Annotated in this window: 18 protein-coding genes; all 18 read right to left on the bottom strand. The window is 51.0% G+C overall.

The features are described 5' to 3' along the window. Nucleotide 1: 1 nt before the first annotated feature. On the bottom strand, nucleotides 2–568 hold the full coding sequence (locus AC15IQ_RS08235) for a hypothetical protein (protein ID WP_483178478.1): 567 nt from the start codon (nucleotides 566–568) through the stop codon (nucleotides 2–4). Nucleotides 569–1,324: 756 nt separating this feature from the next. Further along, nucleotides 1,325–2,227, bottom strand: coding sequence for a polyprenyl synthetase family protein (locus tag AC15IQ_RS08230; protein WP_483178477.1), 903 nt, complete (start codon nucleotides 2,225–2,227; stop codon nucleotides 1,325–1,327). A 32-nt stretch (nucleotides 2,228–2,259) separates the two neighbouring features. After that, nucleotides 2,260–2,466 (bottom strand): exodeoxyribonuclease VII small subunit, encoded by a 207-nt coding sequence (gene xseB, locus AC15IQ_RS08225; protein ID WP_483178628.1) that lies wholly within the window; start codon nucleotides 2,464–2,466, stop codon nucleotides 2,260–2,262. Then, nucleotides 2,463–3,680 (bottom strand): exodeoxyribonuclease VII large subunit, encoded by a 1,218-nt coding sequence (gene xseA, locus AC15IQ_RS08220; protein ID WP_483178476.1) that lies wholly within the window; start codon nucleotides 3,678–3,680, stop codon nucleotides 2,463–2,465. The genes xseB and xseA overlap by 4 nt, the downstream gene beginning before the upstream one ends. Then, complete coding sequence (locus AC15IQ_RS08215; RefSeq protein ID WP_483178475.1) at nucleotides 3,677–4,510, bottom strand: tetrahydrofolate dehydrogenase/cyclohydrolase catalytic domain-containing protein; 834 nt, start codon at nucleotides 4,508–4,510, stop codon at nucleotides 3,677–3,679. The genes xseA and AC15IQ_RS08215 overlap by 4 nt, the downstream gene beginning before the upstream one ends. A gap of 26 nt (nucleotides 4,511–4,536) precedes the next feature. Further along, nucleotides 4,537–5,535, bottom strand: coding sequence for a Kae1-like domain-containing protein (locus AC15IQ_RS08210; RefSeq protein ID WP_483178627.1), 999 nt, complete (start codon nucleotides 5,533–5,535; stop codon nucleotides 4,537–4,539). Then, nucleotides 5,513–5,935, bottom strand: coding sequence for a transcription antitermination factor NusB (nusB, locus tag AC15IQ_RS08205; RefSeq protein WP_483178474.1), 423 nt, complete (start codon nucleotides 5,933–5,935; stop codon nucleotides 5,513–5,515). Before nusB ends, AC15IQ_RS08210 begins: the two co-directional genes overlap by 23 nt. A 19-nt stretch (nucleotides 5,936–5,954) precedes the next feature. Next, nucleotides 5,955–6,173 carry a DUF2273 domain-containing protein gene (locus AC15IQ_RS08200; RefSeq protein ID WP_483178473.1) on the bottom strand — a complete coding sequence of 73 codons (219 nt, stop codon included), beginning with the start codon at nucleotides 6,171–6,173 and terminating at the stop codon, nucleotides 5,955–5,957. Nucleotides 6,174–6,196: 23 nt separating this feature from the next. Then, on the bottom strand, nucleotides 6,197–6,724 hold the full coding sequence (gene amaP / locus AC15IQ_RS08195) for an alkaline shock response membrane anchor protein AmaP (protein WP_483178472.1): 528 nt from the start codon (nucleotides 6,722–6,724) through the stop codon (nucleotides 6,197–6,199). Between the two features lie 80 nt (nucleotides 6,725–6,804). After that, nucleotides 6,805–7,206, bottom strand: a complete 402-nt coding sequence (locus tag AC15IQ_RS08190; protein ID WP_483178471.1) for an Asp23/Gls24 family envelope stress response protein — start codon at nucleotides 7,204–7,206, stop codon at nucleotides 6,805–6,807. Nucleotides 7,207–7,293: 87 nt separating this feature from the next. Continuing rightward, complete coding sequence (gene accC, locus AC15IQ_RS08185) at nucleotides 7,294–8,637, bottom strand: acetyl-CoA carboxylase biotin carboxylase subunit (protein WP_483178470.1); 1,344 nt, start codon at nucleotides 8,635–8,637, stop codon at nucleotides 7,294–7,296. A 10-nt stretch (nucleotides 8,638–8,647) separates the two neighbouring features. After that, nucleotides 8,648–10,552 carry an acetyl-CoA carboxylase biotin carboxyl carrier protein gene (gene accB / locus AC15IQ_RS08180; RefSeq protein WP_483178469.1) on the bottom strand — a complete coding sequence of 635 codons (1,905 nt, stop codon included), beginning with the start codon at nucleotides 10,550–10,552 and terminating at the stop codon, nucleotides 8,648–8,650. A 408-nt stretch (nucleotides 10,553–10,960) separates the two neighbouring features. Further along, nucleotides 10,961–11,497, bottom strand: a complete 537-nt coding sequence (locus AC15IQ_RS08175) for a SpoIIIAH-like family protein (RefSeq protein WP_483178468.1) — start codon at nucleotides 11,495–11,497, stop codon at nucleotides 10,961–10,963. A 1-nt stretch (nucleotide 11,498) separates the two neighbouring features. Beyond that, nucleotides 11,499–12,077 carry a hypothetical protein gene (locus tag AC15IQ_RS08170; RefSeq protein WP_483178467.1) on the bottom strand — a complete coding sequence of 193 codons (579 nt, stop codon included), beginning with the start codon at nucleotides 12,075–12,077 and terminating at the stop codon, nucleotides 11,499–11,501. A 2-nt stretch (nucleotides 12,078–12,079) separates the two neighbouring features. Then, nucleotides 12,080–12,655 carry a stage III sporulation protein AF gene (locus tag AC15IQ_RS08165; RefSeq protein ID WP_483178466.1) on the bottom strand — a complete coding sequence of 192 codons (576 nt, stop codon included), beginning with the start codon at nucleotides 12,653–12,655 and terminating at the stop codon, nucleotides 12,080–12,082. A gap of 37 nt (nucleotides 12,656–12,692) precedes the next feature. Continuing rightward, nucleotides 12,693–13,871, bottom strand: coding sequence for a stage III sporulation protein AE (spoIIIAE, locus tag AC15IQ_RS08160; protein WP_483178465.1), 1,179 nt, complete (start codon nucleotides 13,869–13,871; stop codon nucleotides 12,693–12,695). Nucleotides 13,872–14,052: 181 nt separating this feature from the next. Beyond that, nucleotides 14,053–14,442 (bottom strand): stage III sporulation protein AD, encoded by a 390-nt coding sequence (spoIIIAD, locus tag AC15IQ_RS08155; RefSeq protein ID WP_483178464.1) that lies wholly within the window; start codon nucleotides 14,440–14,442, stop codon nucleotides 14,053–14,055. 53 nt (nucleotides 14,443–14,495) lie between these two features. Next, nucleotides 14,496–14,690 carry a stage III sporulation protein AC gene (gene spoIIIAC / locus AC15IQ_RS08150; RefSeq protein ID WP_481040598.1) on the bottom strand — a complete coding sequence of 65 codons (195 nt, stop codon included), beginning with the start codon at nucleotides 14,688–14,690 and terminating at the stop codon, nucleotides 14,496–14,498. Nucleotides 14,691–14,700 lie beyond the last annotated feature (10 nt).

Raw genomic sequence — 14,700 nt, 5'->3', positions numbered from 1 at the left:
TCTACTTCTTAAAAAATTCAATCCCGGTAACATTCTCCCACCAGCCCATGACAACCGCCACTCGAAATACGATCTTATTGGCGTGGTTGACGGCGAGGTGTTTTCCCAGGGCTTTTCCGGCTACAGTTGTTGCGGCGATCAGACTGGTCATGACTGCACCGGTCCAGACCGCATCGATTAAAGGATAACTCCTCAACAGACTTATAGCGATCCCGGCTCCGATAGCGCCGCTTAAGGTCCCGGCGATGTCGCCCACCACATCATTGCAGAAGTTTGCTACCAAACCTGCGTTATGAATCAATTTTACCGCTTGCCGGGCCCCAAATACTTTTTTTGCCGCCCTGGCATTAAAAGGCGGCAATTCTGCTGCAGTGACAGCTGTTCCTATAGTATCAAATACAATCCCCAGTAACATGATGATTAAGAGCAGAGTAATGGCTACGGCGATATGATTGGCCGTTTTGACCAGTCCCTCAGAACCGATGCTCATCAACAGAGCTATCACAAAGGTTAAAAAGCCCATAATTAGGGCCGAAATCAGATGGTTTTTGCGTATGTAACCAGACAAGCTGATTTTTCCTCCGAAAACAACGGTTCTGGCAAAAGGTTGTCTATTGAGTAAACGCTGCGACTTAGGTCCAGACGGTTTTCCCAGCAGGACACCCAATTGTTGCCAAATGGGCGATTTCCCTTTACGCCTGCTCTGCCGCGTCACCGCCGACAGAACTGGATTACCACTTAGTACGCACTTTAATCCTCAACAAACCGTGCATATAGCACTCAGTCTAGGAGTTTTCCTCAACAACCCACATCGGTTTCTAGCCTCTTTTGCAGCGACGGTTTCAGAGCAAGCCACACCATCTCGGCCAAGATAAGTACAACTCACAAAAGCTCATTCGCCGCCCCCACTCAAGGCAGGCTACACTACACCCAGCTTTGTTACCGGAATGCAGGTTTTCCCACCACCTGAATGGCGAGCCTCCACGGACGTTTGGGTAGAGCCCGCATGCCGTTGCGGATTCCCCACACATCCTTAACTCCCAGCATCGACCCCTGACTGGGCGTCACAAGCCGACACCAGAAGCTTCATCGATGTGCCCTTAACGGATTTTTAGCCCCGTCTTCAAAACCGATAGGGTTGACTAGAATACTGCAACCTTTTGCCAGCCCTTTCAGTACTATATTATATCATGTATAAAAATACCCTTCCAGTTGTGATAAACGCCATGATTGCCCGTATTTACGCTTGTTATTCCCTTTGAGGCCAAATTCTCCTTTGCAGCAAAGGCATGCGCTCCCAATGATGGGTATGCAGGTCAACCTGCTAGCTTTCGCGCAGCAGCGCAAAGCAGGCCAGATCGCGCAGAAAATCGGCCTCCTCCCCGAAACCACAAAGGGCGTTATGGCATTCTTCAACACTCTGGCGGGCCAGTTCTCGTGCGGCTTCCAGGCCAAAAAGGCTCACATAGGTGGTTTTCTGGTTTTTTTGGTCACTCCCCACCGGCTTACCGATAATCTCCTGGTCGCCGCTAACATCGAGAATGTCGTCACTGATCTGAAATGCCAGCCCGAAATGCCGGGTGTAATTATCCAGAGCCTTAAGAGGCTCACCACTCATCCCGGCCAGAATGGCTCCGGCCTTAAGGGCAGCCTGGAAAAGAGCCCCGGTTTTCAACAGGTGCAGGCGTTGCAGATCTTCAAGCCTGATCTGTTGTCCTTCCCATTGCAGATCTAAGACCTGCCCGCCGATCATGCCGGTGCTGCCAATAGCCCTGGCTACCTCCTCTATAGCTCTGACCACATTACGGGGATCAATACCTGGCTCAGCAGCATTAAGAGCCATCAATTCGAAGGCCCGGCTGAGCAGGGCATCTCCGGTCAGAATGGCATTGGCCTCACCATAAACGATATGACAGGTGGGCTGGCCGCGCCTCAAGTCGTCATCATCCATGGCCGGAAGGTCATCATGTACCAGTGAATAGCAGTGTATCATCTCGATGGCACAGGCAGTAGGAATCACCATTTGGGCCGGCTTACCGGCCAATATGGCCCCTTCTGCGGTCATAATAGGGCGCAGTCTTTTACCCCCATTTGAAACAGCATAATTCATGGCCTGGTGTATCACTGGCGGGTAAGCCTCCACCGGCAGGTATCTCTGAAGATGTTGTTCTATGCTGGTTTTTCGTACTTGTAACTGTTCGTAAAACCTGGTCTGGTCAAATTCCATTATTTTGTCTCCCTGCAACCGTAGGTATTTCTTTAGATGTCGGCAATCTCCCATCCGCCCTCCAGTTTCTTAACCAACTGCTGGATTTGTCCTTCTGCTTTTTGCAGCTCCTGCTGGCATCGAACCGACAAGGCAATACCCTCTTCAAAGAGTCTGACCGCGGTCTCCAGATCCAAACTGCCACTTTCCAGCTGGTCTACGATCTCTTCCAGCCTCTCTAAGGCCTTTTCAAATTTCATCCCCTCCACCTCGATACAGCCTCCTTTGCCCTCACTTCCACGCTGAGATCAGCATTTTCCAGACAAACCTGCAGCCTGTCCCCGATCTCCACCTGTTCTCCTCTGCTGATGATCCGCTGGCCTGATCTAACCATGGCATAGCCTCGTTGCATGGTTTTAAGCGGGCTCATTCCGTCCAGTCTAGCCGTCAACAGGGCCAGATTAGCCGACCTCTGCTCAAAGAGGCCCTTCATGGTCTTATCGAGCCTCAGTCCAACCTGCCGCAATCGTTCTTCACGTTGTTTGACCAGCTGAAGCGGGTCTCTCCACACCTTGTTCATCATGGTTCGGTCGAGCCTCTCCATATTCTTGCTTAAAAGTCGGTCCATTGCTCCCACCAGGCGCTGCTGCTGCCTGATTACGGTCGATTCCAGTTGATTCATATCAGGAACTGCCAGTACTGCGGCTTGCGTTGGGGTGGCAGCGCGCAGGTCAGTAGCCAGATCGGCGAGGCTGTAATCAACTTCATGGCCGATAGCGGTTATGATAGGAATCCGGGAATTATAAACTGCCTCCACCACCACTTCGGTGTTAAAGGGCATCAGGTCCTCCCATGAACCTCCCCCGCGCCCCAGAATAATGACCTCCGAATGGCCGTGCTGGTTCAATAGACGGATGCCCTCCGCCAATTCCCTGGGGGCATCGTTCCCCTGCACTGCACTGTGCACTAAGTACACTTGACAGCGCGGGTGACGTTGGCGGATGACTTTGAGTATATCCTGCAAAGCCGCTCCATCCTGGGAAGTGATAATGCCCACTCGATTCACCATACTGGGGATAGGCCTTTTGCGTTCTGCATCGAAGTAGCCTGCTGCCTGACACCTTTCCCGAATTTTCTCCAGGTATAACTGCCAGGCACCAATTCCAAAAGGTTTCAGTTCTTGCACATAGAGCTGATACCTGCCCTGCACAGCGTACACCGACACCGTGCCCCGGGCCAAAACCTCCATGCCATCTTCAGGGGTGATGCTAGCCCTCCTGGCCTGACTCCTGAACATCACACAACCTAAGGCACTGGATTGATCCTTCAAAGTGAAATAAAAATGCCCCGACTGGCGGTGATGCTTAAAACCCGATATCTCTCCTTTTAACCACAAATCAGAGAGGATAACATCAGTCTGCATAAGGTGGTCAATGTGCTTATTTACTTCGCTGACAGTGAGATACTCTCTCATGATGAACTCATTTGCTCCCAGGCGGCCCGGGAGAGATTATACATCAAAAAGGCGATCAACAATGGGCCTATGCCCCCGGGGACAGGCAGCAGAAGGCCGTCTTTGAGAGCCACATCTTCATTGTCCACATTGCCCCTGGAACCGCCCTCACCCCAATAGAAACCAGCATCGATGAGCAAGCCGATTTTGTTCACATGGGTTTTTTTCAACATCATGGCAGAACCTTTTTCCACCACAACGATATCGGCTTTAATGGCCTCTTGATTCCATTCCGGCATGACTCGAGTCTCACAGCCTTGTTCTATCAGCATCACTGCCAGGGGTAGGATGAGATCGAAGGAATCTCCGATCAACAGGGCCTCACGCCCTTTCAGATCTGGAAGAAAGCGGCTTATTACCTCCATAGCAGCCAGGGCTGCGCAACTGGTGAACAGGGGACGCCCTCCCATCAACAGACCGCGGTTGACGGGATTAAATCCATCCACATCCTTCTTCGGGGCTATGGCTTGCAAGAAATCATCCTGCCAGGACTGAAGATGGGGCGGCAAAGGCAGCTGCAGGATAATTCCATGCACCTGCTGGTCCTGATTGAGGATGGCAATCTCATGGAGAAGTCCTCTTGCGGTTATATCCTCGGGTAAATGCACAACCCGGCATTGCCCGCCGATATCCGCAGCGGCCTTTTGCTTCAGTTTCACATAGGCGGTACTGTCTTCCATCTCTCCCACCAGAATTACCGCCAGAATTGGGCTTATCCCGTGGTTCTGGTTTTGCTGACATATTTGCTGCCGGATCTCGGCCGCTAGCTGTGTTCCGGATATCATTTGCATTCTGATTAGCTCTCCTTATATCATTGTCAGACCATAGGGGCTATATCGAGCTTATGCTCCGCAAGCTTCCCCTGAAAGAGCTCAACTGCCAGCCGCGCCACCCCGACTGCATTATCACTGCATAGTTTGGGTTCAGCAAAATACAGTTTAAATCCCCGCGCCGGGTGGCACAAACGATCTGTAAGATGTTGTTTGATGAACTGGTTGGCCATGACTCCCCCCGCCAAGAGGACAGAACTGCTTTCCATGCGCACACTTTCCTTCAAAAGGGCTTTTTCCAGAGTTCTGCCCAAGGCCCGGAATAGAGCCAGGGCGATATCCTCAGGCTTGCATCCCTTAGCCAAGAGGCGTAAAATCTGCGCCTCCAGTCCAGAAAAGGAGAAACCAGCAGCGCTGACTGAGGTAGCCAGACGAGGGATATCCCGGCCGTCTGACCGGGAGGCCAGCTCTTCCAAAGCCGGACCTGCTGGGAACGGAAGCCCCATGGCCACACCGACCCGATCCACCAACTGACCGGCATGCAAGTCCAACCCCGAAAGGCCGGCTTCCACTTGCAGGAATTGGCGGTCGTGCCTGCTAACCTTCAAGATTTCTGAGGTGCCCCCGGAAAAATGAACCGCCATGAAGCTGGTTTGCTGGAGCAGTTCTTCATTTCCCAGCAAAGCTGCCATGATGTGTCCTTCCTGATGGCTGACCTCATAGCAGGGCAAGTCATTGAAGTGGGCCAAAGCCCGAGCCTGGTTGAGTCCGGGAAGAAAGACCGGCATATAGCTGCCCTTCACCCGCCTGGGCCAGGCGCTGACTGCGATGGCGACCACTTTCCGACTCAAGTTTGAAGGCAGGCGTTCCAAAAGCCGGGGTAAATTCTGCACATGAAAAAAGAGAGCTTGTGATTGCCTCAACCCTCTTTCTCCTGGTTTTATGGTGAGCGGTATGCGTTCGTCGGCGACGATTTCGTGCCGACTGTTGACTACCGCCATTGAGGTGGTATATGCACTAGTATCAAGTCCCAGGAACAGTTCCATGCTTTTCACCCAAAATCCTGTCTAAAATGGCATTTACAAAGGCTGGTGAATTATCATCGCCGTACTTCTTGGCGATCTCTACGGCTTCATCTATAGCCACTATCGGCTCGGAGGCTTCCATAAAGAGGATCTCAAAGCCTGCTAGACGCATGATATTGCGATCCACCGCTGACATGCGGTTCAAATCCCATTCCCGGGCAAAACGTTTGATAGCCTGGTCGATTTCAGCCAGGTGTCGTACAGCTCCATTGGCCAATTCGTAGGCAAAAACCCGGTCCTTCTCCGCACCCACTTCATCCTCCTGAAAAAGGTAGGTCAACGCCTGCTGCGGTTCAGCCTGAACCTGGTCATATTGGAATATAGCCTTGAAGGCTGCTACTCGGGCTTTTCTTCTGCTCAATCACATCTGTCCTTTCCGGCTAGCGCTGATTCCTGAAGGTATCCATCCAATTGTTAAAGCTGTGGTGGTCATCGACCCGCTTGCCAATCCAATAACCGATGGAAAGGCAGATTACAATAAATATCGTGCGCCAGAATCCCAGGGTCACAAACAGGATGCTGGCGGCAAACCCTAGCATCACACCCACGGTCTTGCCGCGGTGCTCCTGCCACAATAATGCGATCAATCTATCCAGCATATGGACTGCCCCCTTTTTGGCTGCTATCTTCCCGCAGCAGGAATGTCATCAACCAGTAAACGCACTTCCGAGACCTGCAGCCCACCGATATCCTGCAGATACTGCTTAACCGTGGACTGAATCTGCTGGCTGAGTTCAGGGACACTCAGTTCCGGATTAATAGCCATATGTAGCTTAATGATGAGGCCTTCCACGCTCTGAGCCACGTCAGGTCTAATATCACGAACCCCTTCAATCGGTTTGATGGCCTTCATTATTAGCACTTTAATAGCCGGAACGGTGATGGCGATCTCTCCCTGCAACCCTTGTTTTACTAGCACTTGCTCCAGGCGGGGCTCCCTTTTGAATATGGCCACAAATACTGCCAGGGTAGCGGCCAACAACAGCAGTGACACGATCCCGACGATGAGCTTGCTCTCTGTTGTCGCCAAAGCCCACTGTATGTAGTTCATCGGCTCTGGCCGATTCAGGGCCGCCGCCAAAGATACACCCGCCAGGGCCAGAAACAGCAGATTGTAGACAAATAATACCAGACGCAAGGTACCCGACATACTGTCCCACCTCTTTCTAAAGAAATACAGTTAACCCCCTGTTTATGGCAGGGGGTTAAAATACCTGACTTGCATTAATGCTATTCCTTCTCCAGGTCGGTTCCATCATAGGCGGTTTCAGCCTTTTTTAAAGAAACCCCTAGTATGTTGACATTAACCGCACTTACCTTCAATCCGGTCATGGATTCAACTGCCATCTTGACCTCTTTCTGAACGGTTTCCGCGACGTTCGGAATGGGATAACCGTATTCGATGATCAGATAGATATCGATCTTGGTTTCGTTATCTGTGACTTCAACCTTTATGCCTTTGCCGAAATTCTTCCGGCCCAACTTTTCAACCAAATCGGTTCCCCAACCACCGCTCATCGAAGATACACCTTCAACATCAACCGCAGCCAGTCCAGCGACAGTTGCGACCACTTCATCGGCTATACGAATCGAACCAATCTCATTAGTGATTTCGGGTTTTTGCGAATCCATTAATTCCACCTCCAATTTATGATTTGCAAATTTGTATGTATTATTCTACCAGATGACCAGGGCTTGTTCAAATTCAGGTGTAAAATATCAGTCTTCCATACGTCTCTGGATAAAATTGGTATATACTTCTCCGCGCCGGAAGAAAGCATTATCAAGAACCCTGAGATGAAAGGGGATGGTAGTCTTGATGTTTTCCACCTTGAATTCATGCAGGGCGCGCTTCATTCTCTCAATGGCTTCATCGCGGTCGTTGCCCCATGCGATCAACTTGGCAACCATGGAATCGTAATAAGGCGGTATGAGGTAGTTGGAATAAACCGAGGAGTCCACCCTGATACCTGGCCCTCCGGGCACCACATATTGGCCCACCTGGCCTGGTGAAGGGCGAAACTCATTTTCTGCATCCTCGGCATTGATGCGGCATTCTATAGCCCAGCCGTTGAGCACGATCTCCTCTTGAGAGAACCTCAATGGTTCACCGGCCGCAATGCGGATCTGTTCCTTGACTATGTCTACCCCGGTAACCATCTCGGTTACGGGATGCTCCACCTGCACCCGGGTATTCATCTCAATGAAATAGAAGTTACGATTCTTGTCTACCAGAAATTCAACCGTTCCGGCGCTGCTATAATTAGCCGCCTTGGCGGCCTTAATGGCCACATCACCCATGGCCTTACGCAAGGTGTCATCGAGAAAGGACGAGGGCGCTTCTTCCAACAGCTTCTGATTGCGGCGCTGCAGGGAACAGTCACGCTCACCCAGGTGCACCAGATCACCGTACTCGTCACCCAGAACTTGAAACTCGATATGACGGGGTTCCTCCAGATACTTTTCAATGTACACAGCATCATTGCCGAAGGCCGCACCGGCCTCCATGCGGGCTGTACTGAGGGCTTCTTTGAGCGAATCCCGGCTGTGTGCCAGGCGCATCCCACGGCCGCCCCCGCCGGCTGAAGCCTTGATCATCACCGGGTAACCGATTTCCTTAGCGATGCTTACCGCCTCCTGATAGCTGCTCACTGCGCCATCACTGCCGGGTACTACCGGCACCCCGGCGGGTTTTACCACCTCCCGGGCCTTGACCTTATCTCCCATGGTATCTATAACATCGGAACGAGGGCCTATAAACTTTATGTCATATGTATTGCATAATTCGGCAAAATACGCGTTTTCAGCCAGAAAACCGTACCCGGGATGGATAGCATCCGCGCCGGTGTTACGTGCTGCAGCTATTATATTGGGTATGTTCAGGTAGCTCTCCCGGGCCTGTGCCCCGCCTATGCAGACAGCTTCATCAGCCAGTCTGACCGGCAGGCTGTCTTTGTCAGCCACCGAATATACCACTACGTTGGGGATGCCCAGTTCATTACAGGCCCGAATCACCCGCAGAGCAATCTCCCCGCGGTTGGCGATCAATATCTTTTCAAACAACCTTCCACCCCTAATCTTTCTTGATAAGGAACAGGGTCTGCCCGTACTCAACCGGCTGCGTATTCTCCACCAGAATGCCCACAATGGTTCCGGAAAAATCAGTCTTGATCTCATTCATCAGCTTCATTGCTTCCAAAATGCACAGGGTCTGGCCAGGCTCGACTCTATCTCCGATTTTTACATAAGGATCTGAATCCGGAGAAGGCGCAGCATAAAATGTGCCTACCATGGGGGCCAACACTTCAGTGATATTTTCATCCAGCATCACTTCTGCGGCTTCGGCAGGCTGGGCTTGGGGCACATTGGGAACCGGATTGGGTGCTGTCGGCGTATCCGCTGCATATTTGCGCAGATGTATTCTGAAGTCATTTTTTTGCAGCTCCAGATCAGCTATATTGCTCTGATCTAAAAGCAACATCAATTCCCTTATTTCATCGATGTTCATATCTTCATCTCCCCTACTGACTGCTCTCGGCTTGGTCGGTGGCTTCATTTTAGGAGGAGCCGCCGGGTTAGCCTTTCTCTCCACTACCGTGGGTCCTAGTTCTTCATTGGATTGGATCTGCGGAACATCTTCCGTACTGCGCGATTTGCGCCATTCGAAAAATTTCAAGGCCACCTGCGGGAAGAGGGCATAGGTGATAATGTCTTCCTCGCTCTCAGCCCATTCTTTGCAGGCTTCTCTGGCCTTCTCCCAGATGGGTTCAAGCAGATCTGCTGGCCTGACTTCAATAACCGGCGTATCGCCGATGATTTTGCGCCTGATCTCCTCGTCGATAGGTGCCGGGGGTTTCCCATAGCAGCCCCGCACATATTCCTTGATCTCGCCAGGCACCATCTTATATCTTTCCCCTAATAAGACATTGATAACAGCCTGATTTCCAATTAATTGGCTGGTAGGGGTGACCAGCGGAGCATAACCCAGATCAGCACGCACCCTGGGGATTTCCTGCAAGACCTCGTCTAAGCGGTGTGCTGCCTTCTGTTCCTCCAATTGTGAATAGAAGTTGGAAATCATCCCTCCGGGGACTTGATGTTCAAAGACCTTCATATCGGTTATTCTGGTGACGCCACGCTCGAATCCCTTATGCTTACGGATCTGCTCAAAGTGTTCGGCGATTTCGAACAAGTCGTGCAGACTCAGACCGGTATCCCATTCGGTATCCTGCAGTGCCCTGACTATGGTTTCGACCGGCGGCTGAGAAGACCCGAAGGCCATGGGAACACTGGCGGTGTCGATGATATCGACTCCAGCCTCAGCGGCCTTTAAATGGGTGGCAATGGCCAGCCCGCCGATATAATGGGTGTGAAGCTGAATGGGCACATCCACATTCTCCTTCAAGGCCCGGATAAGATCGTAAGAAATGTAAGGAGCCAGTAATCCAGCCATATCTTTAACACAGATAGAATCAGCGCCCATATCCTGGAGCCTCAAAGCGGTATCGACGAAATGCTGTATGGAATGCACCGGACTGATGGTGTACACTACACAGGCCTGGGCATGCTTGCCGATCTCTTTCACGGTGCGCATACAGGTCTCCAGATTGCGCAGATCGTTTAAGGCGTCAAAGATACGGAAGATATCAATGCCATTCTCAGCTGCTTTCTCGATGAATTTAATAGCTATGTCATCCGGGTAATGGGTGTAGCCCACCAACGACTGTCCTCTGACCAGCATCTGCAGTTTGGTCTTGACGATGGTGCGGCGTATCTCCCGCAAACGTTCCCAGGGATCCTCGTTCAGGTAACGAATACATACGTCAAAAGTAGCGCCGCCCCAGATCTCCAGAGAGTGATAGCCAATTTCATCCAATTGCTTTAAGACCGGTATCATATCTGAAGTCGCCATTCGGGTCGCCCAGAGGCTCTGGTGGCCGTCACGCAAGCTGGTATCAGTAATCCTAATCCTACTCATAATCCGCCTCCGCCCTAAATAATGGCCCCGCCTGATAAGGCTGCCATATAAAAGCCCTTATATACAAATATACCCAGGTCAACGACCTGAGCATACTTTTCTACTCTAGCTCTTTAATATTATATGGCTAAATGTGTCTTATTTCAATATTACTGGGCATGTATACAACAATATGGGCTTTTGCTGCCAAAATCTAGCCATCTTGTTAACCGGCTGGTTTGGATTATATTATATGGCTAAATGTGTCTTACTTCAATATTACTGGGCATGTATGCAACAATATGGGCTTTTGCCGCCAAAATCTAGCCATCTTGTTAACCGGCCGGGCTGGATTGCTTGGCTCGGCTAAGGCAGGGCATTGATACCCTTAATCAGTGTCACCCGCCTTACCAATGTTTTGTAAATTGGCTAGGGCTGCCCGCGGGTCACCAGGGAAAGTTTGTCCGGGCTGCTGTTTACGGCCTGGCCGACCAGTTCTTTGACCCTTTTGACCTGCTGCGGCTGCATGGGAGGAGATTGCAAGACTATGGTGGTACTATCTGCCTGCACCATGATGACGCATTCCTGATACCCTTCGGCCTTGATCAGATTCTCAGCCTTCAACTCTTTTTCCATGGCACTGGTTATGTCCACCAGGCGCATTCCGGCCGCATCGCGGGTCTTAGCGTCGCTGCCCGTGTTGCTGATGACATCCTGGAGCATCTCCACCTGCTTGCTGCGCATGCGGTCCCGGTTCAGGCGGTATTCATTAAAAAAGCCTCCTGAAACCACATTGGTAGTAGTTTGTGACACTGATTCCTCTAAGGTTTGGAAGTCTTTTGCCACCTGATTCACACTAACCGGTTGCTGCAGGTACTTGATGGTGGTTACGGTTCCCAGCAAAAGCACCACTGTCAATATCCCTATGACCAGCGTTTTCAATAGTTCTTTTCTCCCCATTATCATGCTATCTGCCTCCTTTTCCGGCTACCACCATCACCCGATGCAGAGGGACGTTGAGCAACGTTGAGGTGGCAGCAGTCAGTTGTTCCTTGACTGCTATATTCGATGCCCCTTCGGCGACTACCAACACCCCCAATACTTCCGGGGTCTTTTCTTCGATCAGCAAAGGGCTCCCGGAAGATACGGCCAGGTCGAGCGAAGTGCTCTGTTCAACCACTCTTTTATTCAGGCCTTGAGCCTGTTGTTCGCTGGTATCGCGCCTTTCTTCCCTGGTATTATGAGCGTACTGGCGGCTGCCTTCAGATGCCAGCATCACATCCACCTTTACCGCGCCGGCACCCTCGATCTGGCTCAGGATGTATTCCAGTTGCTCTCCGATTTGTTGGCTTTTGCCGGTTTGGACGGGCTGTACAGCAGTACCGGTGACAGCCGCAGGTTGGGGGTTGACCTGTCCTAACGGCCACATAATGGCCAGCAAACCGATACAAACCACAATAACAAGTACCGTTTTGCCGTTTCTGCTCTGGAACCAAGACAGGCCCGCGCCCTGCTGTTTGGTATTTTTGATCCAATCTTCCCACATTATTAAGGACCTCCTTTAACTTGTATTTCTATCTGCTGTTCGCTAAGTCCAAACATGTTCTTCATGATCTCTCTCATACGCGGCTCTACCGCCGGATCTATGAAGGTATCTTCCTGGCCGGAAAATACCCCCAGGGTTGACTCACTGGAATCCCGACTGCCAACTCCAGACACGTTGATGGTGACTTTTTGGATCGAACCGTCTGGGTTGAGGGCAATCTTGCTGTCGACTGTGCTCACCCCTGGAACCAGCATGGCAATAGCACTGATCTGACCCTCCAGCTTAGACTGCACACCGGCATTGCTGTGGCTCATTATAGTACTCTGCAACTGACTGCCCCTTTCCATAACCTGCTGCTGCCCGAGGCTGTAGTCAGACCACTCCCAGGCATCGATCTGCAGGGCTTGCTGTGGATAGATACAGCGCACCAGTGGGCTCAGTATGGCGATGAGAACAAACATGCCAATGGCTAGGCGTACATACGGTTTCATGGCACCGGTGGGCAGCAGTAATTCTAAAAAACTGGCCAAAATTATAATCACCAAAAGATTCTTTACTATTTCTACCAAGACATCCATAGCAGACCCCCTTCCTGTCAGTTCCATATCCTGCCCATTAACGCAGGCTTCCCCAACCGTTTGACAGCCCTACCACAATGGCTATCATAATAAAGAACATCAAAGCCACCGCCACTACCGCTGCCAGCATCAGGAACAGGTGGGTGCTCATGCTCTCCAGAACGGCAGCGGTCTTGGAATCCCCCAACGGCTCGGCCAGGGCGGCGGCAATTTTATAAATCAAGGCAATAGCTGTTACCTTGATCACCGGCATGATTATCATAGCCAGGATGATCAACACTCCCAAAACTCCCAGGGCCTGTTTTAGCATCACGATATAACCGGCGGTGACCTCGATGGTGTCGGAGAACATCTTGCCGATCACCGGTAGGGCATTGTCGGAGATGAAGCGGGTGGCCCTGAGTGCAGTCTTATCCAGCACCGAAGCATACAGAGCTCGCATGGTCAGAATGCCCACAAAAAGGGTCAGAAAAAAACCTAAGGCCACCTGCGCCATCTGCGTGAAGAACTTACCCAGGCGCTGCAATTTGATACTTTCCGACATATGGTTCATAATACTGACCACAGCAGAGAGGATGATGAGCGGAAATACGATGCTATTGATGGCATTGGCCAGAGCGGTAGCGGTAGTCATCAACATGGGAAACAACATGGTGGCACTGTTAATGCCGCCCAGACCGGCAGTCAAGACCAGCATCTGCGGCAGCATGGCGGTCATGAAGCTTACCATGTTATTGATGGTGGTTTGTCCGATATTTAGCACGATTTTAAAGGAGCCCACCGCCAGGGTGACCAGGGCCAAATAACAGGCCAGGTAAGAAATACGCGCCACATCGGTAGAAAAAGATTGTTGCAGATTCATGAGCAAAGCGGAAAGCACACATAACACCAGAAGTCTGATCAGCAGACCGCTATTGACCGCCACTTCCCCCATCATCAATTGTATAAGTCGCTTAACGGTATCCGCCCAGCCGAATTCCCATTTGCCCTGCATAAAATCCAAAATCCATTGTTTGATAGAAACCCCTTGCAGGTAATCATTTATCTCACTGTCCACCTGCCGTTTATATTCCTCGATTTCCTCCAGGTCCAGTTGTTCCATTCCCTGTTGAATACTCAAGACTGGGAACGAACTGCCCTCATCAGTCTGGGCCATAAGCGGCAAGGGACCGATATACATGAAAAGACCTATAAGCAACAGGGTCAGCAGAGCCACTCGTATGCATTTCGGCCAGGCCCGGACAGAACCGCCCGAGGCGACTGGGGATAGACTTGTACCCTTTTTGCCGACATTATTGGCTGTCGAATTTGGGGATATTGAGGATATTATGGATGTGTTTTTTAAGAGGCGGTGGACCATTGACATCCTCTCCTTAAGGCCTTTTGTGGGCTGGTTTTCAGCCTGGCATCAATTCCATCAGTGATTCCAGTATGGCGACCATAATGGGGATGGCTAAAACAACTACGATCACTTTGGCGGCAAATTCCACTTTTTTAGCTATGGCACCTTCCCCGGCATCCTGACAGATAGCTGCCGTGAAATCAGCCAGGTAGGCCACACCGATTATTTTCAATATGGTGCTGAAAAAGAAATAATTGACCTCTGCTCGCGCCACCAGTTCTTTCATCACGTTTATGACCGAAACCAGCTTCTCCATCATCAGCGTAAAGATGACCACCGCACAGACCACAGTGAGGAGCACAGCCATGACAGGTTTTTCCTGGCGGATGATCAACAGCAGTATGGTGGTTATCAAGGCTAACCCGACTATTTGAGCTATATCCAAAAACCATCTCCCCTTTGATGTCTTGGCTTCTACCAGGACTATGGCTGCAGCGTTTACAGATTGAAGACCGAGCGCACTACGGTAAACAACTGGCTCATTAATTGCACCACGATTATTAAAACGACTACCACACCGGCTAGAGTAAGCATTTCCGCCTGTTCTTCTTTACGCGCCTGCTTTAGCACAATAGAGAGCACTGAGATCAATATGCCAATACCTGCGATGCGAAAAATAATGTCGATATTCACCAGGCCACCT

This window comes from Syntrophomonas sp. DTU019 (genome assembly GCA_913757435.1).
Lineage (GTDB): Bacteria > Bacillota > Syntrophomonadia > Syntrophomonadales > Syntrophomonadaceae > DTU019.
The sequence above is the reverse complement of the archived record's forward strand: the minus strand, read 5'-3'. Positions and strand labels throughout refer to the sequence as shown.